18 protein-coding genes and 5 pseudogenes are annotated in these 25,506 nt (G+C 64.2%); 4 read left to right on the top strand and 19 right to left on the bottom strand.

The genetic code is table 11. From position 1 onward, the window contains the following. A partial coding sequence (locus tag ABD209_RS03375) for a transposase (protein WP_344062108.1) occupies positions 1 to 852 on the top strand: 852 nt, incomplete at its 5' end. 354 nt (positions 853 to 1,206) lie between these two features. Here ABD209_RS03375 and ABD209_RS03370 read toward each other — a convergent pair. From ABD209_RS03370 to ABD209_RS03305, 14 genes and pseudogenes are all read right to left on the bottom strand, one after another. Beyond that, complete coding sequence (locus ABD209_RS03370; RefSeq protein WP_344062104.1) at positions 1,207 to 2,373, bottom strand: lipopolysaccharide biosynthesis protein; 1,167 nt, start codon at positions 2,371 to 2,373, stop codon at positions 1,207 to 1,209. A gap of 356 nt (positions 2,374 to 2,729) precedes the next feature. Continuing rightward, on the bottom strand, positions 2,730 to 3,650 hold the full coding sequence (locus ABD209_RS03365; RefSeq protein ID WP_344062101.1) for a WlaTC/HtrL family glycosyltransferase: 921 nt from the start codon (positions 3,648 to 3,650) through the stop codon (positions 2,730 to 2,732). A gap of 2 nt (positions 3,651 to 3,652) precedes the next feature. Then, a complete protein-coding gene (locus tag ABD209_RS03360; RefSeq protein ID WP_344062098.1) occupies positions 3,653 to 4,750 on the bottom strand; it encodes a polysaccharide pyruvyl transferase family protein in 1,098 nt (365 codons plus the stop codon). Then, positions 4,743 to 5,921, bottom strand: a complete 1,179-nt coding sequence (locus tag ABD209_RS03355) for an O-antigen ligase family protein (RefSeq protein ID WP_344062095.1) — start codon at positions 5,919 to 5,921, stop codon at positions 4,743 to 4,745. Before ABD209_RS03355 ends, ABD209_RS03360 begins: the two co-directional genes overlap by 8 nt. Before the next feature lie 98 nt (positions 5,922 to 6,019). Then, complete coding sequence (locus ABD209_RS03350; RefSeq protein ID WP_344062114.1) at positions 6,020 to 8,068, bottom strand: glycosyltransferase; 2,049 nt, start codon at positions 8,066 to 8,068, stop codon at positions 6,020 to 6,022. Between the two features lie 323 nt (positions 8,069 to 8,391). Then, complete coding sequence (gene wecB / locus ABD209_RS03345; protein ID WP_344062091.1) at positions 8,392 to 9,525, bottom strand: non-hydrolyzing UDP-N-acetylglucosamine 2-epimerase; 1,134 nt, start codon at positions 9,523 to 9,525, stop codon at positions 8,392 to 8,394. Between the two features lie 2 nt (positions 9,526 to 9,527). After that, complete coding sequence (locus ABD209_RS03340) at positions 9,528 to 10,643, bottom strand: polysaccharide biosynthesis C-terminal domain-containing protein (RefSeq protein ID WP_344062088.1); 1,116 nt, start codon at positions 10,641 to 10,643, stop codon at positions 9,528 to 9,530. Continuing rightward, complete coding sequence (locus tag ABD209_RS03335; protein WP_344062085.1) at positions 10,640 to 11,662, bottom strand: SDR family NAD(P)-dependent oxidoreductase; 1,023 nt, start codon at positions 11,660 to 11,662, stop codon at positions 10,640 to 10,642. Before ABD209_RS03335 ends, ABD209_RS03340 begins: the two co-directional genes overlap by 4 nt. After that, a complete protein-coding gene (locus ABD209_RS03330) occupies positions 11,659 to 12,936 on the bottom strand; it encodes a glycosyltransferase family 4 protein (RefSeq protein WP_344062082.1) in 1,278 nt (425 codons plus the stop codon). The genes ABD209_RS03335 and ABD209_RS03330 overlap by 4 nt, the downstream gene beginning before the upstream one ends. After that, on the bottom strand, positions 12,879 to 13,502 hold the full coding sequence (locus ABD209_RS03325; protein ID WP_344062079.1) for a NeuD/PglB/VioB family sugar acetyltransferase: 624 nt from the start codon (positions 13,500 to 13,502) through the stop codon (positions 12,879 to 12,881). Before ABD209_RS03325 ends, ABD209_RS03330 begins: the two co-directional genes overlap by 58 nt. Then, on the bottom strand, positions 13,499 to 14,107 hold the full coding sequence (locus ABD209_RS03320; RefSeq protein ID WP_344062076.1) for a sugar transferase: 609 nt from the start codon (positions 14,105 to 14,107) through the stop codon (positions 13,499 to 13,501). The genes ABD209_RS03325 and ABD209_RS03320 overlap by 4 nt, the downstream gene beginning before the upstream one ends. Continuing rightward, positions 14,104 to 15,243: a DegT/DnrJ/EryC1/StrS family aminotransferase gene (locus tag ABD209_RS03315; RefSeq protein ID WP_344062073.1), complete on the bottom strand. Its 1,140-nt coding sequence runs from the start codon at positions 15,241 to 15,243 to the stop codon at positions 14,104 to 14,106. Before ABD209_RS03315 ends, ABD209_RS03320 begins: the two co-directional genes overlap by 4 nt. After that, a pseudogene (locus ABD209_RS03310) lies at positions 15,240 to 16,200 on the bottom strand (UDP-N-acetylglucosamine 4,6-dehydratase family protein); the annotation flags it as partial. The gene ABD209_RS03315 and the pseudogene ABD209_RS03310, both read right to left, overlap by 4 nt. A gap of 286 nt (positions 16,201 to 16,486) precedes the next feature. Then, a pseudogene (locus tag ABD209_RS03305) lies at positions 16,487 to 17,461 on the bottom strand (IS30 family transposase); the annotation flags it as partial. A gap of 84 nt (positions 17,462 to 17,545) precedes the next feature. On the opposite strand from ABD209_RS03305, the pseudogene ABD209_RS03300 reads away from it, so the two are divergent. Both ABD209_RS03300 and ABD209_RS03295 read left to right on the top strand, forming a co-directional pair. Beyond that, positions 17,546 to 18,985: pseudogene (locus tag ABD209_RS03300) on the top strand (NADP-dependent isocitrate dehydrogenase); the annotation flags it as partial. A 230-nt stretch (positions 18,986 to 19,215) separates the two neighbouring features. Continuing rightward, positions 19,216 to 19,743, top strand: a pseudogene (locus ABD209_RS03295) (aquaporin); the annotation flags it as partial. A 114-nt stretch (positions 19,744 to 19,857) separates the two neighbouring features. Here the strand turns inward: ABD209_RS03295 and ABD209_RS03290 are convergent. From ABD209_RS03290 to ABD209_RS03270, 5 genes and pseudogenes are all read right to left on the bottom strand, one after another. After that, a complete protein-coding gene (locus ABD209_RS03290) occupies positions 19,858 to 20,214 on the bottom strand; it encodes a polysaccharide biosynthesis protein (protein WP_344062067.1) in 357 nt (118 codons plus the stop codon). A gap of 38 nt (positions 20,215 to 20,252) precedes the next feature. Further along, a complete protein-coding gene (locus tag ABD209_RS03285) occupies positions 20,253 to 21,464 on the bottom strand; it encodes an IS110 family RNA-guided transposase (protein WP_344062064.1) in 1,212 nt (403 codons plus the stop codon). Positions 21,465 to 21,741: 277 nt separating this feature from the next. After that, a pseudogene (locus ABD209_RS03280) lies at positions 21,742 to 22,232 on the bottom strand (IS3 family transposase); the annotation flags it as partial. Positions 22,233 to 22,246: 14 nt separating this feature from the next. Beyond that, on the bottom strand, positions 22,247 to 23,311 hold the full coding sequence (locus ABD209_RS03275) for an IS110 family RNA-guided transposase (protein ID WP_344062061.1): 1,065 nt from the start codon (positions 23,309 to 23,311) through the stop codon (positions 22,247 to 22,249). Between the two features lie 223 nt (positions 23,312 to 23,534). Next, positions 23,535 to 23,843 (bottom strand): transposase, encoded by a 309-nt coding sequence (locus tag ABD209_RS03270; RefSeq protein ID WP_344062058.1) that lies wholly within the window; start codon positions 23,841 to 23,843, stop codon positions 23,535 to 23,537. A 254-nt stretch (positions 23,844 to 24,097) separates the two neighbouring features. Between ABD209_RS03270 and ABD209_RS03265 the strand changes: the two genes are divergently transcribed. Next, positions 24,098 to 25,489 (top strand): tyrosine-protein kinase domain-containing protein, encoded by a 1,392-nt coding sequence (locus ABD209_RS03265; RefSeq protein WP_344062055.1) that lies wholly within the window; start codon positions 24,098 to 24,100, stop codon positions 25,487 to 25,489. Positions 25,490 to 25,506 lie beyond the last annotated feature (17 nt).

Below are 25,506 nucleotides of genomic sequence, written 5' to 3'. Positions count from 1 at the left end.
ACCGAGCCGAAGAACCCCAGCATCGAGCCGCTACGGGCGCTGACCATCGCGCGCCGTTCCGCGGTGAAGTCACAACAAGCCGCCTGGCGTCAGATCGGCTCCCTGCTGGTCACCACCCGCCCCGCCCTGCGGGACCGTTTCCGGGACCTGCCGGAGACCAAACTCATTGCCACCCTTCGGGATTGCCGCCCCGATCAGATCCATGACGTCGACGACGCCGACACCCTGTACGCGTTGCGGACCCTCGCGCGACGCTACCTCGCCCTCCAGGACGAGATCACCGCGCTCGAGGAACGGATGCTGCGGCGCGCCACCCGCGCCAACCCAGCCCTGATGGCCATCAAAGGCGTCGGCCCCGCGGTCGGCGCCCAGCTGCTGATCACCGCCGGCGACAACCCCGACCGGCTACGCACCTCCGCCTCGTTCGCCGCCCTGTGCGGAACGGCGCCGATCCCGGTCTCCTCCGGCCGCACCGACAAACATCGCCTCTCCCGCGGCGGTGACCGGCAAGCCAACGCCGCCCTGCACCACATCGTCAAAGTCCGCATGTCCTACGACCAGAGAACCCGCGCCTACCGCGACACCCGCCTGGCCAACGGGTGGACCACGAAGGAGGTCTTCCGCGCCCTCAAACGCGCCGTCGCGCGAGAGATCTTCCACGCCCTGGCCGGCCACACCCTCGCGCCCGACTACTCCGACCTACGACCCGCACGCCACGCGAAGAACCTCACCCTCACCGCCGCCGCACAACACCTGGGCGTATGGCCCGCCAGAATCGGCGAACTCGAACTCGGCAGACGCCCCAACGACGAACTCGCCACCCGCTACAGAGCCTGGCTCGCCGCCGCCTGAAACTCCCCCTCCCCAAAGGCTTGACACGCAATAGGAGCATCAGTCTCGGGGTGTGTCACTCAGCCAACGACTACCCCATGAAATCGCCGAAAGTCAGCCTCCAGCGCCAATCGCGCATCAAGTGGCACGAGTCAGGTCGTACGGGCTGCGGCTCGGGGTTGAGGGTAGCGTAGTGGGCGTGCTCGTACTCGATGGGCGGGACGTGGCCCAGCGACCCGTGGAGTCGCCGGTTGACGATTATTTGCGTCAAGCGATGAGCGGGATCTAGGTCATCTGCATCCGGCTTCGCCCATCGACAAACTCCTTCTTCGAGGCGTTACGACGACCACTTGAATCCGCCGAACGAATCTCTGCTCAGCGCTCCCATATGCGACTCAGGATCTGACGGAAATGGGACGTGAACGAGAGCCATAGTGCAAGGCCGAGAAAAGCTGTCGTCGCAATGATGCCTCCCCAGGCGATGAACGTCAGAACGCCCGGGGTGTATACGAAACCCCACCATAGGTTCAGCACGATGCCCAAGCAGACGACCCCAAGGAGGCTATGCGCGTAGTGGCCGAGATAGTCGCGGAACCGAGTCGACAGCGCCGTGCGACTGACTAGGTAGGGATCGACCACGCTAAACGTGAGTCCCCGGGCGAGGATCGTGCCGAGGAAGACCCCGACGAGGCCGATCCAGAGAGCTAGGCCGACGGAGAGGGCGAGGTTCACGACGGTGGCTATAACCGGCACGAAGCGCGTCCGCCGGAAGATGCCGAGCGAGGATCGGTACAGCGAGGGGACCTGGTTCGCCCCGGTAACAAAGAAGGCACCCGCGAGGGCGACCACCTCCGTCCGACTTAGGAGGTAGGAACTGCCGATCCACAACTCGACGAAAGGGTTAAGTAGGAGAGTCAAACAGATGGCCGCGGCGCCGAAAACCCACATGCCCAAGCTGGACAGCTGGTAGAAGACAGCGCTACGGCGCTGCATATCCGAATCAGCGTTGTGCAGCCCAATAGAAGCGGCAATTCCATTAAAGCCCTGCATGAGGACGCCGTTAAGCGAGTTGACAATCAGAGTGAAGTTCGACACTATCCCTGCTAGGGTGGAACTCAAGACTAAAGCGATGATTATTGCGTCGGTGGCATTTAGTCCCACCGCGCCAATCTTATAGGGCAAGAGGTCTAAAACGTCGCGCTGCAGCAGACTGTGCTCTTCGTGGACACAAACTGCGTGCTCATAAAGCGTGTAATGTCGCCTGACATAAAGTGCACATAGCCAGTTCCAGAGGAGCATTCCGCCAGCTGCACTCGCAAGGAAGAGGAGGAAACTGTCGAAAACGAGAAGGGCGATCACCTGCGCACCGGTCTGCACAAAAAAGGAGACGCATTGCGCAGCCACCACCACATGCGCCTTCTGGTCGGCGAGCAATAGCACCTTTTCGGAGGCAAGCACGCAAGATGACAGCGCAGTCCCGGTAGCGATCGCCCCAACCGCCACGGTGTAGCTTAGGTCAAATCCCAGCCGCTCGAAAGTCATCCCAAAGACCAATATCGAGAGGGCCCCGAGGGCCCCGATTGCAATGAGAGCAATGTGATATAGCGATCTTGCTGCAGATACCCAACTTGCTATTTGGTTAAGGGCCCCTTGAGACAGTGGCTTATAAAGCCGGAAGGCGGCGGCGGTCGCTATCCCGGCCTCGGCAACCGAAATAAGCGAAACAAGGTTTAGCACAATCGCGTTAAGCCCAAGGTGCGCCTCGTCGACGGATCGGACCAAGACCGTTCGGGCGGCGAACGACAGTGCGACGATGACGACGTACCCAAGCGTGCCAGCCAAGAAGTTCCGCCGCGCAGCTCGGTCTCGACTCTGCTTCTGCCCGCCACCAGTCCTTGTCAAGGACGCCCCTTTACAAGGTTGACGTATAGGCGGGCCGACGATTGCAGAGCGCGCCGCTGCCGGCGGGACCAGCGCACAAGAGTACGGACTGGCCGCAGCGGTATGGCCGGCTCCTGGGGGGCGGTCAGCGTGAGGGCAGCGCCGCTGACGTCCTTAAGCGGCCGGAACCACTCGCTGCGACGGACCTCGAACAACTCGGGGCGGGCACGTAGTGACATCATCTGGATCAGTTGGTCATCGTCTATGAGCCCCACGCGCAGCAGCGTTTGCATCGATTCACGGTTCACGTCCCAGAGTTCGGAAGCGCGACGGGACGGAATGATGATCTGCGCACCCATGAGGCAGTCGCTCAATCGACGGACAATTTCAAATATCGGGCGATCATCGTATTCGTCCATGGAGAAGAGGACAACCTTGTCATATTCGTCCTTCTCGCACCGCCACGCGAAGTCGAACTCTTCGGTATGGGGGTAGGCGACCCCACCGTGGTTGAAGCCGAAGTCAATCCATGCCGCTGTTTCGGTCGTCACGCCGCGACTCACAGCGTTAGAGACAAACCAACTCTTAAGCAGCATTAGATATGAATATTCGGCGATGCCCGATGTTGCGTGGGGTAGCAACCGAAAGTCGCGGAACCAGTGGTCGCGGGAGACTTCTGACATCCGGGCGAATATTTCAGGCTGAATGGCGAAGGGGTCATCGATAACGAATACCTTCGTCAGATCGCCCAAGCCGAATTCACTACGGATTTCGAGGATGCGCTCTCGAAACTGTCTAGACGTGTATACGACCAAAGGGTTTTGAATTCGGGCCCAAAAATGAAAGTGCTCAAAGTACACTTCCGACGATCTAGGGAGGGTCCTAAAGTTTTCACGACCAATATCGAAAAAAGCGGTTACGATTGTTACTTGGTGCATGTTCAGCTCTCATCGATGATTTGTGCCAAGATATTCATAGAGCGTGTCCTTTCACGCTCTATGGTCTCGCCGATGTGTACCTGCATGTCGGTCGACGTCCGAGGCAGCAGGCCTTCAGGCGGAATTTGCCGGGCGTCAATGTCGTATGCTTCGATCAACTGCCTTAGTCTGGAGTTAACTCGCGCGGGTTCAGGAAGAAAATCGAAATGGAGATCTAGGGATAGGTTGAGTGCGAAGCACATGCCATGAAAAGAGTTTGTCACGACCGAATCAGCGCCAGCGAATAAGGCGACGAAGTCATAGACGGTCGCCCTGGAAAGAACCCTCATTCCACGCGGTTGAAAAAGCCTTTGGCTCACGTAGACGATGCGATTGCCGCGGCTCTTGGCGAGCCTGCGTGCGTAACGGAGGATCGCTGGGGTCTCAGCGAGGAGATAAACCAAGGTGTAGGGCTCTGACCAGTTATGACCCTGCTCGCCAAGTGTGCGCCAACGCGGAGCGTCAACGAGCAGGGTTGGGTCGGCTACGACGGGCGGACTGTCACCCAACATCTCCTTGAGAATGGCGGCCCCTGTGGACTCACGGACCGAAATCTGCTTGAAGTCGGCGAGCAACTCCTGGAACCGGGGCTGGTGTTCGTGCGGGATAGCTTCCAGTCCGATGGAGGCGGCATACGCCCGCTTACGATGGCCCTCCGGGACGAACTCTAGGAAGTAGGCGGGGTCAAAGCCTGCGGTGAGCGGATTCCAAACTTGGTCACTGCCCGTAAGGAAGATCGAGTAACTGTCGAGGGCGTGCTCGACGGTGTCAGGAGTGTAGGCATCCGTGGACAGGGGGATTTCACGGCGGACGAAATCCTCGAAGATCGGGCGACGATCGAGCATGTAGCCGTTTCGCAGTAGCGCAATCCCGATTTTGCGGGGAGACAACATCGTGCGCCAACCGTCTGGCTGATAATGAGCCTCGAGAAAGGGAGAGCGATAATCGACTACCTCGCTGGAATGTCCCAGCGCAGAGATGGCCTCCTGCAGTGCCCAAGTCTGGAGGACCGCGCCATAATTTGAGGCGCGGTGAAAAGTGAGGACGCCAACATCAACCATGGATACTTTTCCTTCTCGGGGGCGAGGCATAATGTCGTCGAACCCCATTGTGTCTCACTGATGAGCCATCTATTGAACCGGTAGAATCGGCGGTTTCTCGCAGAATGTAGCCCCAAAAGACGGCAAGTAGGGCGACGTAAGTCGGAATGAGCGCGAGATGACTTAGCGAGGACAGGGTCGCAAATAGTCCCAAACTCGCAGCCCATGCTCCCGCATAGCGATTGCGGGAACTTACCAGCTTAATGAGTGTGGCAATTAGGCATGCGTAGACGAAGAGGTATAGGCCAAACCCGACCAGCCCGTAGTCATAGGCGACCTCCAGGAAGTCGTTGTGTGCAGAGAACCCGCCAGTTTCCTGAGCTACAGCATTTGTTCCGTGTCCGAAGAAAAGCCTGTTGGCCGATGCCTCGCCAAGACGCTTCCACACCCAAGAATAAATCTCGGCACGTCCAGACCCCCCGTCCTGCCCAGCGTCTGCGAACTTAGCCAGAATGTCTACGCCAAAAACCCGTAGCCCCACCCAGTAGGGTGTGATGACTGCGAGGATGAGTCCACCCGCGGCTAAACCAGGACGAAAACGCAACGTGGTAGCTGGCTTGCTTCTTCGGTTCTCGGTAAGTAGATACATGAACAAGGCAACGCTGAGGGCGACGATGGCGGTCCTTTTGTTCGAGGCCGCGGCAGCGGTCACAATGACCAATATCCCTGCCATCCTCATCGTCCGGCTCTGGATCGCGAGGATGAACGGGAGGCCCAGAATGACGTAGAAGATCGCGTTGATGAGAAGGCCGCCCCGAAGGCCGATGGATAAGGTGGTGGAAAGGTAAAGTGTAGCAGCCACGGCGGTGAAGACACAGAAGATGGCTGCAACTCTTTGACCGGCGGCTCGCGAGGTGTAAGCCGCGAAAAAGGTGAAGGGTAGCCACATCGCGAGCAGCAGCGGGACGGGTTGGGCGCCGTCCTCGTAGACGACTCGAACGGAGATCCAGAGCGCGAAGAGAGCCAGGGCCAAGGGCAGACCATTACCGCCGCCGAGGCGCTCGCCTCTCAGGACAGCTAGGAAAATGGCAAGGGCGATCATAGCGATCGCGAGGTTTCGCATTAAAACGGCGGGCAAAGTTAGCTCGAGAGCTTGGGCGAGCATACCGAGAAGGGCGAGGGCGATGAGCAACTCGGGCAGCATGGCAACGACGGATTGTGGGATTGACTGCATCCTGCCTTCACCCGCTGTAACTGACGGGGGTGCCTTGTGCAGGTGAACTCTGTTCTTCATTGGGTCTCCCCAATGATGCTTTCAAGAGCAGCTTTCAACTCTTGCTGGTAGAGGTTCCACGTTCGACCCTGCGCCGTAGCGCGGGCTGCTCGCTGCATCCGGGCGAGAACGTGTCGGTCACGCTCGAGGGTCTTGAGATGGTGCTCTATCAGATCCGCCTCGCCGGGGTGGACAACGAACCCATTGACCCCCTCTTCGATCAAGTCACTTACGCCGGCGTGATCTGAGACGATGGCTGTGGCCCCACTCCGCATTGCCTCAAGCACGGAGAGCCCGAAGCCGTCAGCAAGAGATGGGAAGACGATCACGTCGGCAGTTGCCAATTCGTCGTTGACGACCGGGCGTGTCACATGCCCTGTAAGGCGCACATTTAGGTCCTCTGGAACGTGCACTTTCTTCCGATCATGGGCGCCGATTGCGACGAACTCAAAGTTGGACGCCTGCAAATCCTTAGCCACCATCAGGAAGTCTGCCACGCCTTTCCGGGCCGCCAGGGTGCCGAGGAAGACGACCTTCAAGGGCCTGGGCGACTGAACATGTTTTAGCGGTTCTATCGGATCCGTGTCGATGCCATACCGGCAGATATGAATGCGTTCGGGGTCAACTCCTTGCAGTTTTAGCGTCATCTGTGTGAACGTCGAGGCGGCAAGAAAATGATCGGCTAGAGCGATCTCTCTGGCGGCGTACCTTGTGTTTTGCTGGTAGAAGAAACCATCACGTTCCTCGGAGAGAAGGTCAGCCGCTCTAGTGCCTTGGTGGTTCTCCACGAAACTTTCCAGAATATCGTCCACGGAGGGGGCTGCCGGCGCAGACATGTCCAAGATCAGGTGGACCTGCGGACTGGTCTGTTTCAGACGTCGAAAGGTTCCGGCGGAAAACGTGTCATAGCTGATGAGCGCGACTGCTGATTCCTGCTCAACAATGCGGCGTAGTTTCCAGCCGAAGATCAGAACCAGGAAACGGAACCAGACCAAGAAAGGCATGCGGCTGAGGCGGAAGCGTTGCAGCAGCAGCAGCAGCAGCGCTACCGGCTCGTAGATCTGAACGACGTCGTCGTCGTCGAGTCGCTGACTGCGCCTGCTCGCGGCTCGCGCTCTGGCATCGCCATGAAGCAGCCGCACCAGCCGATTAGTGAGGGAACCTGGCCGATCGTATATCGGCGTGACGTAACGGAGGCGATAGCCCGCAGTGGCCACGGCTTCGGCCGTGCGGAAGGAATGCTGTTGCGCAGGATGGGCAACGACCACTGTAGGTCGTGGCCCTTGCCCAATCTCGTCGAGGTGTTGGTTGATGAGCTCGGTGTAGCGGAGTGCCCGATCGACGGCGTTGGGTCGGTTGTCGACTAGGTGCCGTCCCTGTTCGACCTTGCGTTTCACTTCATCCGGCTGTGCGACGGCTCGGAGGATGGCACTGGCTGCGTCGTGAGGGTCACGCGGATCGAAGTACCACGCCGCTTGCCCAGCGGTTTCATGGACAAAATCGCGATCGGCAGCGATCAATGGGATACCTAGGGAAAGGGCCTCAAGTGGAGTGGCTGACGAGACCTCCAACAAACTGGGGAAGAACACGGCATGAGCCGCTTGGTAGAGTTCACCGAGCTGAGCCTGAGTCACGATCCCTACTGGGATGCAGGCCGCCTGCGTGGCCGGTGAGTACGCGGTCAACTCCTCAGCCGTCAGAGTTGTGATGAACGTCACGTCTCGCCCCTTGGTGGCGAGTGCTTCGGCGACATGGCCCAGGAAATCAAAGTTTTTGTGAGGGTACGGCCTAGCCGGGTAGATCAGCGTGATCCGCCCACTCTCGGGCAGGGGCCATCTACTCACGCGGGGACTAGCAGTCACGACGGAGGCCGATGGCGAGTTGGGGACCACCGTGATCTCGTGCGGGTGGACGCCTATTGTTCCGAGTGCGTGCCCATAGGCAGGGGACTCTACGACTGCGTGGTCGACCTTGCGCGCCCGGGCCCGCTTGACGAGCGTCTTGAAGTACTGGAGACGAGTCCGCCCGACCAGGGCCTCTGGCGGCGCATATCCGTTCGGAAGCATCGGGTCAGCGAGGCCAACGATCTCACGGCGAGCTAGGCGGGGCCGGTAGGTGGGACCGAAGACGGTGAAGGCCACAGAGAACTGCGGGCGCCGAGCGGGTCTCAAGAAGGAGAGGTTGGGTGTGGCATCGTGACGACACGCTATGCGTCGCGCCTCGGACGTGAGATTCTCGTGCACCTGGCTTGAGCAGAGGATCGTCGCATCAGCCAGCCAGGGGGGGGTGGGGTCGAGATGGACCAGTTCGTTGAGGAATGATGCAGCAACCTGGACACCCCCACCCGTGTGAAGATTCGAGGCATCGATGAGGACGGGGAGACGCGCTCTCATGGCCTGATCCCCGCCCAAGAATGGTGCCGGCGAGCTGTGGAAAGGATGAAGTTCACTGTTCGCTCACTGGCATTGTGGATGAGATAGTCCTCGGGTGTGACATAACCCACACCTCTGCGTCCGCAGTTGCTCAACATGATCACGCCTACCGCGGTCACAACGTCCTCCGGATCGAGCCCGGTCATTATGACTCCTCCGGTGTCGAGGGCCTCGGGGCGCTCAATCGAGTCTCGCAAAGTGATCGCTGGGAATCCGAGCAAGGAGGACTCCTCTGCGATGGTTCCGGAGTCGCTCAGGCAGCAAGCGGCTGACAGCTGCAACTTGTTGTAGTCGTGGAACCCGAGCGGGTCGCTGAAGGTGATGCCCTCCGGCTCGGTCCAGTCGGGCAAGGCTTCGAGCCGTTTGCGGGTGCGCGGGTGTGTCGACACGAAGACCGGGAGGCCGAACTTCTCGTGCACCGCGGCGAGGCAGGAGACGAGCATCCGCAGGCGCTCGGGGGAGTCGACGTTTTCCTCGCGGTGAGCACTGACGAGGAAGTAGCCCCCTTCGTCCAGGCCCTTGTCCGCGAGGACGGTCGACGCGTCGATCTGTGCTCGGTAGGCGTCGAGGACCTCGCGCATCGGTGACCCCGTCTTGAGGATGCGGCGCGGGTGCAGCCCCTCGGCGAGCAGATTGCGGCGAGCGTGCTCGGTGTAGACGAGGTTGAAGTCGGCGACGTGGTCGACGAGCCGCCGGTTCGTCTCCTCGGGCACGTTGAGGTCGAAGCAGCGGTTGCCTGCCTCCATGTGGTAGACCGGCACCTTCATCCGGCGGGCCATCAGGGCGGCGATGCACGAGTTCGTGTCGCCGAGGACGAGCAGCGCATCCGGCTCCTCCTCGCGGATCACGCCCTCGACGGCGATCAGCGTGCCGCCGAGCACGGCACCCAGGGACAAGGTGTCGACCCCGAGCATGTGGTCCGGCTTGCGGATGCCGAGGTCGTCGAAGAAGACCTGGTTGAGCTCGTAGTCGTAGTTCTGCCCCGTATGCACGAGGACGTGATCAATGCCCTCGGTGGCGTCGAGTCGGTGCAGCACCCGCGAGAGCCGGATGAGCTCTGGGCGGGTGCCGACGACGGTCATGACCTTCATGCTCAGGCCTCCTGCGGTGGTTGCCGGCGGACCGGTTCGGGGAAGGTGTCGGGGGCCTCGGGACGGAAGACCTCGTGGCTCCAGAACTGGGTGAGCAACGTGTCCTCGCCCGTGTTGGTGATGTTGTGCACCCAGCCCACCGGCATGTCGATGGCGACCGGCTGCTCGCCGGTGGCGGGGAAGGTGAGCACCTCGTCGCTGAACATCTTGCGCAGCTCCATCGTCCCGGACCCGGAGATCACCGCGAAACGCTCGATCTTGTGGAGGTGATAGTGCTCGCCGCGGGTGATGCCGGGGACAGTCGTGGAGAAGGAGGTCTGGCCCTCGCCACCACGGCAGCGGACGGTCTCTACGAAGGACCCGCGCGGGTCGCTGTGCGGTGTGAGCCTGATCGGGTAGTGGTCAGGGAAGAGGGCCGCGCGGTAGGTGTTGAAGAGGTCGATCCGGAACTTCGTGGACAGGTCGGGGATCTCCCCGACAGGGACGTAGCTCGCGTGGAACTCCTGCAGCAGGTCCCAGACCTCCTGCACGCCGTGGGTCTCGGGCTCGGGGGAGAGGGTGGCCGCGTCGGTGGTCAGTCCGTCGAGGAGACTCTGCGCCGCGTCCTGCACATGGAGCAACCCCACCTGGTTGTCGTTGATCGTCGGGGCGTCTCCTCGCACCGTCGCGTCGACGAAGGTCGCCACGAAGGAGTTGTACCTAGGCCGCCCGTGCTCACCGAAGATGTTGGGCAGGAGGACGTCGACGAGGTGGCCGCCGACCCCTTCGGTCGCCTCCCGCAGGATCAGAGCCGCGCGCTCTTTGCCCCGCCCGTAGGGCGTGCCGTTGCCGGCCTGGATGGAGTTGGCGTAGACGACACGAAGGGGACGGCCCGCCCGGGTTATGGCGGTCGCGAGGTTCTCGGCGAGGCCGACGTTCCCCCCTTCGACCTCGTCGTCGGTCGCTGCCCGATTGACCCCAGCGATGTGGACGACCGCGTCGACGTCGGCGACCAACGCGCCGAGATCTGACCATTCGTCCCTGCCGACGGGAACGACCTCGTGGTCGGTGAGCGCGTGCAGCCGGAGCCGTGTGTGCCAGCCGAGGAACCCCCGAGCCCCGGTCAAGAGGATCTTCATCGTCCGCCCCCGAGGAGTGCCTGCATCTCGGGCAAGGACGCGACCAGGGCTTTGGTCTGCTCGACGTCGAGACGCTCCGTGTTGTTGGAGTCGTAGTCCCCGGCAGTCACGGTCTCGTCCTCCCCGTCCTCGACGAACTTGCTGTAGTCGAGGGAGCGCGCGTCGAGAGGCACCCGGAAGTAGTCGCCCTGGTCGGTGGCCTTGATCATCTCCTCGCGGGAGAGGAGGGTCTCCCACATCTTCTCGCCGTGGCGCATGCCGATCTTGCGGAGGTCTGGTTCGACGCCCATAAGTTCTGCCACCGCGATTGCGAGGGTCTCCACGGTGCTGGCGGGGGCCTTCTTGACGAAGAGGTCACCGGGCTCGGCGTGGAAGAAGGCGTGCTTGACGAGGTCGACCGAGTCGTCGAGCGACATGAGGAAGCGGGTCATCCGGGGCTCGGTGATCGTCAGGGGCCTGCCCTGGAGGATCTGGGAGATGAAGAGCGGGATGACCGATCCGCGGGAGTACATGACGTTGCCGTAGCGGGTTACGCTCACCACGGTCTTCGACCCGGGGTGGTTGCGGGCGAAGGCCTGGGCAGTCTTTTCCATGAGGGCCTTGCTCATGCCCATCGCGTTGACGGGGTAGACCGCCTTGTCGGTGCTGAGGCACACGACCGACCGTCCGCCGTGAGCATGCGCCGATTCGATGACGTTCTGGCTCCCGACGACGTTCGTCTTGACCGCCTGGTCGGGGAAGAACTCACAGCTCGGCACCTGCTTGAGAGCGGCCGCATGGAAGACGAAGTCGACCCCTTGCATCGCCGAGTCGACGCTGTGGCGGTCGCGGACGTCGCCAATGAAGAACTTCACGCGGCTGTCCCCGAGCGTCTGGCGCATCTCGTCCTGCTTCGCCTCATCACGGCTGAGGATATGGATCCTCCCGGCCCCTTCCTTCAAGAGGTCGTGGACCATCGTCCTGCCGAAGGACCCCGTGCCTCCCGTGATGGTGACGGTGGCCCCCGCAAGTTGCGTCATCGTGTGTGCTCCTCAATCGCGTGGATCAGCAGGTTCTCGACGCGGGCCGCGCCGGACGCGGCCGAGTAGTGGGCCTCGTACCAGTCCCGGGCCCGTCGCGCCATCTCTCCCAGTGCGCTGGCCTCGGCGGATGCCAGGCCCTGGACAGCCCGCCGCAGCTCCGTTGACCCGGGCGGTCCGGCGGCACCGCAGCGAGCACGTTCCACAACGGCAGCGACGTCGCCTGCACCCTGGACCAAGATCGGCTTCCCCGCGGCCATCGAGGACTGGAGCTTGCTCGGCATAGTGACCCGCATCAACGGAGTGTCCTGGAGGGACACGACGAGCACATCGGCCGCTGCCTGAAGTGTGGGCACATCATCGGCTGGTACGGGTGGCAGCACGTGGACGTTCGGCCGCGTCGCTGCGACGCGTTCGACCTCGGCGCGCATCATCCCGTCACCGATGAGCACCAAGTCTGCATGAGAGGCCTCGTCGAACGCCTGGATGAGGGTGGTCAAGGACTGCATCTCGCCGAAGTTGCCGGCGTACAGGAACACTTTTGACTCGTCCCGCAGCTGCAGACGATGCCGCAAGTCCTGTCGGTCGTCCGATGGAGTGTGCTGATCCGCGACCCAGTTCGGCGTGTCGAGGATCCGATCAGGCTGGATACCTCGGCCGACGAGGACATCGCGCATGCCAGGGGAGATGACCCCGATGCTGTCCGCGGAACGATAGGTGGCGTGGGATAGGGCCGCCAGGGGGCGACCGAGAGCTCGCGTGACAAAGCCGGTCGCCATAGCGCTGCCCAGGACACTGTCCGGCCACAGGTCCTGGATGATCATGGCGTGCGGGCGCTGTCGGCGGCGGGGGAGCATGGCCGGGAGCGCGGCAGTCGCTGGAGAGCTGTAGGTCAGCCAGACCTCAGGGGTTGGAAACCGGGTAGTGAGTGATACAGCGCTCGCGCCGACGGCGAAGCTCAAGTAGTTGACCATCCGACGAGCAGAGCTACGACTGTGGTCCGGGTACAGAGGAGCCCGGTGGACCGTGACGTCACCATCGAGCTCGCTCGAGTACGGCCGCACCCTGTAGCCCTCGTAAACGCGCCCAGCGGGGTAGTTGGGGATCCCAGTGAGCACATGAACCTCGTGACCGAGAATGCCCAGGCCTTGCGCAATGGCGCGAGGGACTGCCGTCCCGGTCTCAGGCGGGTACCACTGTGTGACGAATCCGATCTTCACCGTGCTGGCACTCCCTTGACCGTGCGGTGGGATCCGACGTCCTTCACCACGCATGCCCCTGCGCCAACCGTCGCACGTGGAGCGATCGAAACGCCTTGAAGGACGACGGAGGCTGCCCCAACGAGGACCCCTTCCCCGATCTGCACGGCACCGGAGACTGTGGCGTTGGGATTGATGCTCACAAAATCCGAAGCCACAGTGTCATGCCCGATCACAGCGTGCGCATTGAGGTGGACGTGGTCCCCGACCCGGACATTCGTCCCGATCGAGACCCCGGCCAGGGTGATGAGACCGACCCCGTGGCTGAATGCGCTACCGATGGTCGTTGACGGGTGGACCAGCGCAGGGAAGTCGAAACCGCCGTCCAGCCGCTGAAGGATGGCAGCCCGGGTACTCGGCGAGCCGACCGCGATGGCGACCGCTGCATCGTCTGGGACCGATCCCAGAGGTCCGAGGTAGGCGACGCCAAGGGCAGCGAGGCGGGACTCGTTGTTAGGAGAGAGTGCGTCATCGACGACACCGAGCAGTCGCCATGTGGGAACGATCTCGTTGATCGCCCGGACCGTGTCGATGGTCTCGCGGCCGAAGCCGCCCGCGCCGATGATGACGAGGTCTCTCACGAGGCTCGCTCCGATCCGAGGAATTCCGGCATCGTGGGGGCATCCTCCGCAGAGATCCCGTGGCGCCGGACGACCTGGAGCACGGTGTCGCGGATGATCCGCAGGTCGCCGACCAGAGAGTGGTTGTCGACGTACTCGACGTCGTAGGCGAACTTTTCCTCCCAGGAGATGGCGTTGCGCCCGTTGACCTGCGCGAGTCCGGTGAGGCCCGGACGAACCTCGTGCCGGCGCGCCTGCTCCGGGGTGTACCGGTCGAGGTACTGCATGAGCAACGGGCGGGGACCGACCACGCTCATATCACCCCTGACGATGTTCCACAGCGTGGGCAGCTCGTCGAGGCTGGTGCTGCGCAGGAAGGCCCCAACGCGCGTCATGCGGTCGGCGTCGGTGACCAGGCCGCGCTCGGGGTCCGGGACAAGCATCGTCCGGAACTTCACCATCTCGAAGGGTTCGCCGTGCAGTCCCGGTCGCTGTTGCCGGAAGAGCACCGGGGAGCCCATTGTCACCCGCACGGCAAGGGCGGTGAGCGCCTGGACCGGCAGTGAGAGGACGAACGCCGGCCCGGCGAGGACGAGATCGAGCAGGCGCTTGCCGCGGTAGCTCACGCGAGCACCCCCATGAGCGTCTCGATGACGCGATCGACCTCGACATCGTTGAGGCCCGCGCCGGAGGGGAGGGTGATCCCCGAGGCGAAGAGGCCCTCGCTCACCGCTCCGCCAAAGGCCCGGGCGCCGGAGTACACGGGCTGCAGGTGCATCGGCCTCCAGAGGTGGCGGACCTCGATGTCCTGAGCGGACATGGCATACACGATGTGGTCGGCAGTCGTGGTTTCCCGGCTCGTTCCTCGCTCCTCAACCACCAGGGTGGTGAGCCAACAGTTGTCCGTGCTATCCGGGTCGTCGTCGAAGAGGAAGCGCACCCCGTCGAGCGACCCCAGCGTCTCGGCGTACCGGGCGCGGATCTCGCGGCGCCGGGCGATCAACTCGTCGAGCCGGCTCAGCTGACCGCGACCCAGGGCGGCGAGGATGTTGGAGAGCCGGTAGTTGTACCCCACCTCAGTGTGCTCGTACCACGGCACCGGCTCCCGGGCCTGCGTGGAGAGCTTGCGGGCGTGCGAGATCAGCTCCTCGTCGTCGCTGAGCAGCATGCCGCCGCCGGAGGTCGTCATGATCTTGTTGCCGTTGAAGGACAGGGCCGCCGCGGCTCCGAAGGACCCGGCCCCACGTCCTTCGTAGGTCGCGCCGAGCGCCTCTGCGGCGTCCTCGAGGAGGGGGATGCCCAGCTCGGCCAACCCGGGCTCGAGGACGTCGTAGTCGCAGGCCCGCCCGAAGAGATCCACCGGGACGGCCGCGACGACCTCCACCCCTTCGTCCCGCAGGGTGCGGGCAGCCTCGAGCATCAGCTCGGCATCGACGTTGCCGTCGCTCGCCTGGGAGTCGACGAAGACCGGCTCCGCCCCGGTGTAGTGGACCGCGTTGGCCGTGGCGGCGAAGGTCATCGACGAGCACAGGACCGCGGTACCAGGCCGGGCGCCGAGGTGGAGCAGTGCGAGGTGCAGCGCGGCGGTGCCGGAGGACAGCGCCAGCGCGTGCTCGACCCCGACGCGCTCGGCGACCTCAGCCTCGAAGGCATCGACGTGCGGCCCGAGCGGCGCGATCCAGCCGGAGCGCAGGGCGTCGAGGACGTACCGCTCCTCGACCTCGGTGACCTCTGCCTTCGAGAGGTAGATCCGCTCCGTCACGACGCGACCTCCGAGCTGGGGGAGGCATACGTGACGTCGGCCCCGGAGATCGCCGCGCAGCGCATCCACTCAGCGGAGGCCTCGGGGGAGGGGTGGGTGGTGGTGTCCACGATGCCGGGCTCCAGGCGCGGCACGTCGACGCTTGAGACAAGCTCGTGGGCTGTCCCCTTGATCGACTCGCCAGGGGTGAAGAGCTCCTCCGACATCTTCTCGCCCGCTCGAAGGCCGGTATAGGCGATCTCGACGTCCCTGCGGCCCGACTTGCTGATGAGGGTCTTGGCGACGTCGTCGATCTTCACCGGGTTGCCCATCTCGAGGACCATGACCTCGCCGTCGCGGCCGATCGCCGCTGACTGCAGGACGAGCTGGCAGGCCTCGGGGATGAGCATGAAGTAGCGCTCGACGTCCGGGTGGGTCACCGTCACCGGGCCGCCCTGCTCGATCTGCGCGGTGAAGGCCGTGATGACCGACCCGCGGGAGCCGAGGACGTTGCCGAAGCGGACGCTGACGTAGGTGTGCTCGTCACGGTCGGCGAAGGAGGCCGTCAGCCGCTCGGTGATGCGCTTGCTGTACCCGAGGACGCAGGTCGGGTTCGCCGCCTTATCCGTCGAGACGTTGACGAAGGTCTCGACACCCACCGCCTGCGCGGCGCGGAGCACGTTGAGCGTGCCGACGACGTTGGTCTTCCAGGCCTCCATGGGGTACTGCTCGAGCAGAGGAAGGTGCTTGAGCGCAGCAGCGTGGAAGACCACGTCCGGACGCGTCTGCTCCATGACCTCGTACATCCGCTTCGCGTCCCGGATGTCCGCGAGGACGACGTTGTCGTCGTCGAGCACGCCAATCCCCCGTGACCGAGATCTGGGCCGCGTGCAGCGCCGACTCGTCACGGTCGAGGAGGTAGAGCTTCTCCGGGCTGAAGCGGGCGATCCGGCACAGCTCGGAGCCGATCGACCCACCCGGGCGATGACGCTCCGCGACCACATGTAGATGTCTCCTGCGGGAGGACCTTTGAACGAGGGAAGAATCTACACGGTCAGCGTTGAGGACGGAGCATCCTCCAGGCGTACTCATTTCTTAGGACAGAACAACCGCCGATATCCTGACCGTTGACGGCGCGCCACGCGCCACCCGCTTCGAAGGAGTTGCCGTAGGCATGGCCAAAATCATCTACACCCTCACCGACGAAGCCCCACGGCGGTGTCAAGCCGTCGTGGCAACGGGTGAGTGACTCAGGTTCGAAGGATTCCCGCGGGGTGAGGTAGCCGAGGCTGGCTCGGGGTCGTTCGTTGAGTTCTTCGGCGATCGCGGTCAGGTAGGGCTGGTGGGTGGGGATGACTTCGCCCTTGGGCAGGTACTCGCGGATCAGGCCGTTGGTGTTTTCGTTGCTGGGGCGCTGCCACGGGGCGTGCGGGTCGGCGAAGTAGACCGGCAGGTCGGTTGCCAGGGTCAGGGCGGCGTGCCGGGCCATCTCCGAGCCCTGGTCCCAGGTGAGGGACTTGCGCATCATCGCGGGCAGCTCGGTGCAGTGATCGATCAGGACGTCGGCGACACCGGCACTGTCCTTGCCCTCGGGCAGCGCCAGGATCGCCAGGTAGCGCGAGGTCCGCTCCACGAGGGTGACCGCGGCACTCTTGCCGTTCTTGCCGATGATCAGGTCTCCTCCCCAGTGACCTGGGACCCGTCGATCCACAGCCTCGGGGTCGCGTTCGTCGATGGAGACCATCCCGATTATCGGCGCACCCCGCTGACCAGCGGCTTTCCGGGGCCGGCGCCGGGTCTGCTTGCGCCGCAGGAAGATGCCGTTCTTGACGAGCTCGCCGCGGGGCATGGCATAGATGAACTGGTAGATCGCCTCGTGCGAGACGGTCTTGCCCTCGGCCGGCGTGGAACCCTTCATGAGCTCCACGCTGGCGTCGTTCGCCTCGAGCGTCAACCGGCCGGCGATCTGCCGCGGAGTGCGGGACTGCTTCAGGTCCGCCAACACCCGGGTCTTGAGCACCGCGTCCATCTCGACCTTACGGGCCTGCGGCCGGGACCGACGCTTCTCGGCGGCGACGTCCGCGGCGACCATCTGGTAGCCGCGCGTCTTGGTCGAGTTCCTCGCGATCTCCCGCGTGACGACCGAGGTCACCCGGCCGATGCTCTTCGCGATCTGAGTCGCTGTCCAGCCAGCCTTGAGACCGGTCGCGATCTCCGCCCGATCCGACGCAGTCAGCATCCGTCGAGTCCCAGCCACAGCATCCTCCACGTCAGACACCCTCACGCGGGGTGGGTTGCTTGGACGCTATGACACTGCCCACTTCTGGCGACGTACTCATTCCTCCCGGTCATCGAGGCGTTCGCCGGCGCTGCTGGGGTCCAGGTGGAGACGCGCGACATCTCGTTGGCGGCTCGGATCGTGGCGGCGTTCTCGGATCTGCTGCCCGAGGGCCAGCGCGAGGCCGACGCCCTGGCCGAGCTGGGCGAGCTTGCCACCACTCCGGAGGCCAACATCATCAAGCTGCCGAACATCTCGGCCTCTGTGCCGCAGCTCAAGGCAGCGGTAGCCGAACTGCAAGGCAAGGGCATCGACCTCCCCGGCTACGTGGACGAGCCGAAGACCGACGCCGAGCGCGACTCGCGGGCCCGCTACGACAGGGTCGAGGGCAGCGCCGTAAATCCGGTTCTGCGCGAAGGCAACTCGGATCGCCGAGCGCCGGCCTCGGTGAAGAACTACGCACGCAAACACCCGCACTCGATGGGCGCCTGGAGCCAGAACAGCAAGACCAATGTCGCAACCTTGGGCGGCAACGACTTCTACGGCAACGAGAAGTCGGTCGCCCTTCCCGCGGCGGACGTGCTGATGATCAAGCACGTCGGCTCCGACGGCACCGAAACGATCCTGCGGCCGACCTGAAGGTCCGCGAAGGCGACGTCGTCGACGGCACGTTCATCAGCGCAGCCGCCCTTGATCGCTTCCTTGCCGAGCAGGTCGCGCGCGCCAAGGCTGAGGACGTCCTCTTCTCAGTGCATCTGAAGGCCACCATGATGAAGGTCTCCGACCCGATCATCTTCGGCCACGTCGTGCGCGCCTACTTCGCGGACGTGTACGCGGCATGCAGCGATCAGCTTCGGGCTGCCGGCCTCGACGGGACTAGTGGACTGGCTGCGGTCCTCGCCGGCCTCGACACGCTAAAGAACGGCTCGGAGATCAAGGCGGCCTTCGACAAGGGCCTCGCGGACGGCCCCCGGCTGGCGATGGTCAACTCCGACAAGGGAATCACCAACCTGCACGTGCCCAGCGATGTCATCGTCGACGCTTCAATGCCGGCGATGATCCGCACCTCCGGGCACATGTGGGGCCCGGACGGGCAGGAGGCCGACACCCTCGCCGCCATCCCCGACAGCTCGTACGCCGGGGTCTACCAGGCCGTCATCGACGACTGTCGCGCGCACGGCGCATACGACCCCACGACGATGGGATCGGTCCCCAATGTCGGGCTGATGGCGCAGAAGGCCGAGGAATACGGCAGCCACGACAAGACATTCGAGATGACCGCGCCTGGCGCTGTCCAGGTCGTCAACTCGGCCGGCGAGGTGCTGATGGAGCACACGGTCGAAGCCGGCGACATCTGGCGGGCCTGCCAGACCAAGGACGCTCCGATCCAGGACTGGGTCAAGCTCGCCCTCAGCCGCGCGCGCCACCGGCGACCCCGCGACCTTCTGGCTCGACGAGGGCCGGGCTCACGACGCCAACGAGATCCTGGGGGCCCCCCATACGCGCACGGCGTGAGGCAGCCACGATCTCGCCCACCCGAGGACCTCTCGCCCGACACGCCCGCGGGGAACCGCCTGGGCTCCTCAGCGGCCCGGCCCTACACTTGAACTGCTTGGGTAACTCACCATCGCATCGACGCGGGATCGAGACGACCAGCCTCGCCGCGCGGTCTGCCCGCCGCGGTCCACCCACCCTCTTGATCAAGGAGATTCGGCATGCTCACCCCCAAGCTGCCGATGCGGCTGGGAGCCGAGTTCCTCGGCACCTTCTGGCTCGTCTTCGGAGGATGTGGCAGTGCCATCTTCGCCGCCCTCCGCCTCGGCGGACCGGGCAAGAACATCCAGTTGGGCATCGGCTTCGTCGGTGTCGCCCTCGCTTTCGGCCTGACCGTGCTCACGATGGCCTACGCCGTCGGCCACGTCTCGGGTGCCCACTTCAATGCCGCAGTCACCATCGGGCTGGCCATTCGCTGAGGCCGTGCTGACGGCCTTCTTCCTTTACATCATCATGGGCGCGACCGATGGGCGGGCGCCCAAGGGCTTCGCCCCGATCGCGATCGGTCTCGGCCTGACCGCTGATCCACCTGATCTCGATCCCGATCAGCAACACCTCCGTCAACTCGGCCCGCTCGACCGCAGTGGCCTTCTTCAATGGCGCCGGGGCGCGGCCAGCTCTGGCTCTTCTGGGTCGCGCCGATCGTCGGTGCCATCATCGCGGGCGCGACCTACGTGTTGATCGTCGGGATGAGCCCGACATCTCCCGCGAGGTGCGCACCAAGGGCTGACAGCTGCCGCGCACACAAGAGCGCCGGTCGGACACGGAGTTGTGTTCGACCGGCACTCTTTTGTGGGCGTCCGCTACGCGGACGTCCCGCTCGACACGGCGCATCGGCGCAGCCAGGCCAGCGCATCCGCTTGGGCCTCGAAATCCTGGCGGACGTCATCGGGGGAGATGGCCGCGACACCAACGTGGGTGACTAACGGGTGGCTGCTGGGAGACGCCTTCTCCTGAGTATCGAAGAGTTCTTCGGTCAGTTTCTCTCCAGGCCGTAGGCCGGTGAAAACGACATCGATATTCCGCTTGCCATATTGCGTGATCAGCGTATTGGCCACGTCGAGAATCTTCACTGGAACGCCCATATCCAGCACCATGACCCGACCATCGGCACCGATCGCCGCCGCCTGCAACACCAGTTGGCACGCTTCGGGAATCAACCCACGTCGGCACATAGACATCCCACGCGAGTCAGTTGTCAAGCGGCGGCTGGGATGAGGTCGGGCCAGGCGGCGTCTTCGTCCCAGGGCTGGTTGTGGCTGAGGCACCACCACATGCGTCCGATGAGCTTGTTGGCGAGGTTGCGTAGGGCGGCGTTGTGGTGGTCGCCGGCGGCGCGGCGGCGGTCGTAGTGGGCGCGGGCGCCGGGGGACCAGGTCAGTGCGCTGAAGGCCCACCAGTGACAGGCGTCGTTGAGTCGTTTGTTGCGTACCTTTCTGGCTTTGACGTAGTGGGACTTGCCCGATGCCCTGGTGACGGGGGCGGTGCCGGCGAAAGCGCGGACACCTTTCACGGACGTGAACCGGGCCGGGTGATCGCCGAGTTCGGCGAGAACTCGGGCGGCGAGTACGGGTCCGAGCCCGGGCGCTGAGCGGAGCACCGGCGCCAGTGGGTGCCGTCCGAACTCACGGGCGAGTTCTGCCTCGAGGGCATCGACCGAGGACCGCATTGACGAGATGATCTCGAGCAGTCCTCGTGTCGCCAGCCCGAGGGCTTCCTCGACGGCCGGGGGTTGCCGCAACGTGGGAGCCTTCAATGCGGTCAGGACGTGGTCGACCAGTGCGGGGTCGTTGCGGCGTCCACACTTGCGCAGTAGCGCCTCGACGCGATGTCGGGTGAGCCTGGAGCCCGCTGCGGGAGTGGGTGCTGCACCGAGGATGGTCGTGGCGGCGTGATGTGTCAGTTTCGGGAACGCCTTCAACGCTTGGGGATAGAACTCCAGCAGGACCGAACGCAGCCGGCTGGTCGTCTGGTGCAGCGCCCAGATGGCCTCCTGATGCTGGCGCGCCAGCGCCTTGATCGCCAAGGCGAGATCTGTGTTCCGCGGCAGCGGCCGATGCATGTGCTGGTCGGTGCGCAGGATGTGCGCCAATACGGCCGCGTCCCCCGCGTCGGACTTGCTCCCCGCTTGGACGTGCCGCTCCCGATATCGAGCCATGGCTCGAGGATTGATCGGATAGACGGTGAAGCCGGCACCGGCCAAGGCGACGACGAGCAGGTTCTTGTCCGTCTCGATCGCTACGGCCGTCTGTTCCGGGCTGCCGCCATTCGTCGTGATCAACTCGACCAGCGCCGTGTACCCGGCCACATCTGCACCGATCCGGGCGCGGGCGAGGACCTTGCCCTGCTCGTCCACCAGAGCGATGTCGTGATGGTCCTCGGCCCAGTCGATCCCGCAGGTGATGCTCATGCTTCCTCCTTCGTCGGATTCTTCGTGGCGGAGCTCTGGGCAGCGGCGGCGACCTAATGGAAGCGCTCAAGGCGCGGCATCTCACAAGCCGTGGACTGCCCAGCTGGCCGGCAGGGTCACCGTCTACGTTGAGACCTCGGTCGAGTCGATGAAGCCAAGAAGAGTGATCACCTGCAAGCAGCTCACCACCTGAGACTGCGACCGGATCGGTGAAATCTCAGGGACCCCTGCCGACCAGCACCGCTCGTGTCGCATCGACAGAACGGCCTTCCCATTACGTGAAGTCAGCCACCCACAACCGATTCGGTCGCGTCGGGGAGAAGTCCCGCTCGACCAGGTCCGCCGGCCGCGCTGCGGCCTGGTCCGGGATCGTGGTGCGCGGCTTCGTGCCGTACTGGGCGCCCTCCCACCCGTTCTCGCGGTACAAGCGCTCGATCGTGCAACGAGCCACGTCGTGACCTTTACGGCGCAGGTGCAGCCACATCTTCCGGCTCCCCAAGGCTGCAAGCAACCGGATGCTCTCTCGCGCGTTTCGGATCAGGTCGGTGACCTCGCCATCACGCAGGGCTCGTTTCGTGGGGCTCTTGCGGACCCACTCGTAATACGTCGGGGGCCGGATCACCACCCCGTGGTCGGTCAACACATCGCACAAGGGCTCGACACCCCACCGCAAGCCGTCACCGACCCGGTGGTCCTTGTGCTCCCCCGCAAGCGGGGGCACCCCCAGGTGATAAAGGCGATCACCATCGCCCGGGCCGGTCGAGCTCGGCGATGCTCCTATGTCAAGCCGCGAGTTGAACAGGCGACGCGGCGGGCTGCTGGGCTGCACGTAGGTCGGCGCGAAGAGCCGCAAAGACGACATCGGAAAGGCGCCGGCGCAACAGCCTCAGGGCGGCTACGCGGTCCTTGCCGCGGGCCAACTGCTTGTCGAGGTAGGGCCGGCCCGGCCCGACGCCGCGGGCCTGGGTCACGGCGATCATGTGCAGGGCGCAGTTGACGGACCGATTGCCGCCTCGGTTGAGCCGAACCTTGCCCGCGCTGGATCCCGACCAGACCGGCACCGGCGCTGTGCCTGTGAAGCGGGCGTAGGCGTCCTTGTCGCGGAAGCGGTGCACTCCGGCTGTCTCGCCGACGATCACGGCTGCGGACAGCACGCCGGAGCCGGGGATCTCAAGTAGCGAGGGAGCGAGCCGACGAACCAGGTCCCGCAACTCTCGCTCGAGGTCGTTGATCTGTGTAGTCAGCTCCTGGCAGCGCAGCAGGTGTCGCCGGGCAAGCCTGGCCATGACGCCGTCGAAGCGTTCCAGTTCCGCCAGCAGCTCACGTACGACCTTCTGGCGTCGCAGGCCGCGGCTGGGGATCATCAGGTCCGGGTCCAGCTCGTGGAGGTGCCAGCGAACCTGTTGAGCGATGCGGGACCGCTGAACCACCAGGTCATGACGGTGATCAGACAGAAGCTTGACCTCACGCGCAGGTCCGTCCAGCTCAGCGACGGGAAGGTCGGGGTGACGTAGCGCAGCCAGGGCTACGGCCTCGGCGTCGATCGGGTCGGACTTACCAGGTTCGCGGCTGCTGCGGCGAGCACCGGCCATGAGCCGAGTCGGCACCCGCAGCACGCGTTGACCCGCAGCCAAGAGGTCGGATTCCAGCCGGCGGGTGAGGTGGCGGCAGTCCTCCAAGGCGAACCTGACGCCGTGCTCGTCGTGGTCGGCGAACTGTGTGGCCCACTCGACCAGCGCGAGGTGGCCCTCGGCGTTGGTCCGGACCGTCTTGGTGCCGAGTCTTCTGCCGACTTCGTCGAGCGCCACGACCGTGTGGGTGCGCTTGTGCGAGTCGGTGCCGATCACGACGATCCAGGGACCTCCTACGTCGACGGGCTATTCGGGCGCCCTGTCGGCAGCGAGGCGGGCACGCCTCAATTCAGCGCGAAACTCGCAGGCAGGCTCCTATCAAGCCACGCACCCGCTGCCGACAGGGCGCCCGACCGAGGCCGCACATCGGAGAGAAGCCACCGAGTGCCGTTCGTAACCCGGGGCAGCGAAGAAACGAGCGAACCCCGATCGGGCACGATCACTTTGACATTGACGCGAAGAAAGTTGAGGCAGCCTTCAGGATCTCGTTCGCGCGACGAAGCTCGGCGACCTCACGCTTGAGAGCCTTGACCTGCTCGTGTTCGGCCGTGGTCATCCCCGGCCGTGACCCCGAGTCGATCTCCGAACGACGCATCCACTTGCGCAGCGTCTCCGGGGAACCGATCCCCAACTTGGCTGCCACCGACCGGATGGTCTCGAACTCACTCGGGTACTCATCCCGCTGCTCCAGCACCAGCCGGACAGCACGCTCCCGAAACTCCTGGGAGTACTTCGACGGACGTCCCATGACCTACATCCTTCCAACGGATCAGGTCTCCGGACTCGCCGGGACGGGTCACGCCGGGGCGATTCAGCAGTGGGTATACTACCGCGGCTGACCAATGATGCATCGAATCGAGGAACCCAATGGAGTTGCGCGACTATCTGCGGATTGCTCGCATGCATTGGCGGGCCATCGTAGCGTCAGTGGTTCTTGGTGGCCTCGCGGCTTGGTTCTTCACCATCTTTTCGCCCCGTGTCTACGCGGCGGACGCTACGGGCATGGTGGTCACCCCCCCGCTCGTCTTCTCTGGTGAGTCGGGTGGGAATCTCTCCTATGGCGATGTGCTGTCCAAGTCGAGAGCCGTGTCCTACGCCGATGTTGCCAGGGGACGTGTCACGGCTCAAGGAGTAATCGACAAACTCGGGTTATCTACGACGCCCGACGCGCTCGTCCAGAACATCACCGTTACTACGCCCCCTGACACAGTGAGCTTGCGGATCCGAGCCACTGCGGGGAGTCCGACCATCGCGCAGCAGCTTGCAGACACCTGGGTGAGCGTGCTTGCCGACCGAATCAAAGAGATAGAAGACCCGCAGGACACGGGCAAGACGATTCGACTCGAGCCGGTTGAGCCAGCAGCCATACCGACCGCGCCCGTCTCGCCCAATCCGAGGCGCAACCTGGCACTTGGAGTCGTCCTAGGAGGGCTCCTTGGGTCGGCCTACGCGGTGCTACGCAGTCAACTTGATCGCCGCATCCGCGACGTCGAAACGGTGACGCGAGACTTCGGGGTGACCGTTGCGGGCGTCATTCCTCAGAGTCCCGCCCTCGCGCGAACGCGCGGCGAGTTGATCCCCATCGTGGTGAGCGGCCCGCGGGATGGCAGGCGCATCTCCGCCGCCGAGTCGTTCTTCAAGATCCGCACAAACCTGCAATTTATGGACATCGACGATCCGCCGCGGGTGATCGTCGTGACCAGTCCGCTTCCCGGCGATGGCAAGTCCACTGTTGCCTCGAACCTCGCGGTCGCCCTAGCCGAGGCCGGGAGCCCGGTTATCTTGCTCGATGGCGACCTGCGCCGGCCGGTCGTCGCTGAATCGTTCGGTCTCGCCGAGGGCGCCGGTCTCACCGACCTGCTGACGGGGAAGGCCACTCTGGAGGAGGTTTCGCAGCAAACCAGCCGGGCCCCGTCGTTGCTTCTCGTCGGCGCGGGTAGTATCCCGCCGAACCCCAGCGAACTCCTCGGGTCCAATAGCATGAAGCAACTGCTCAATTCGCTGCGGGAGGACTACGTCGTCGTTATCGACGCCCCGCCGCTCCTGCCCGTCACGGACGCAGCGGTGCTGACCGCCAATGCCGACGGGGCCCTGGTCGTCATCACCGGCGGCAAGACCCTCGACTCCGAGCTGCACGCCTCACTGACCCAGCTGGAGCAGGTGAACGGCCATGTGCTCGGCGTGATCATCAACAAGGCCGACTCCAATGCCCGTGGTTATGGCTACGGCAACTACGGCTACTACGCCGGCTACGGCTACGGGCCCAAGGAGCAGTCGGCGGCCAAGGCAGCCGCGCCCACGCGCCGACCTGTCCAAGAGTCCGACGGCGTCAGTCCAGGTCCCGCAGCCGGGGCGACGGCCGTCGACGAGACCCGATCGGGTCGAATGAGCTAACGGCGAGTGGGGGGCAG

It is taken from the genome of Nostocoides vanveenii, from assembly GCF_039531165.1.
Classification (GTDB): Bacteria; Actinomycetota; Actinomycetes; order Actinomycetales; family Dermatophilaceae; genus Nostocoides_A; species Nostocoides_A vanveenii.
Note: the sequence above shows the minus strand (reverse complement) of the source record. Positions and strands in the feature narration are given on the sequence as shown.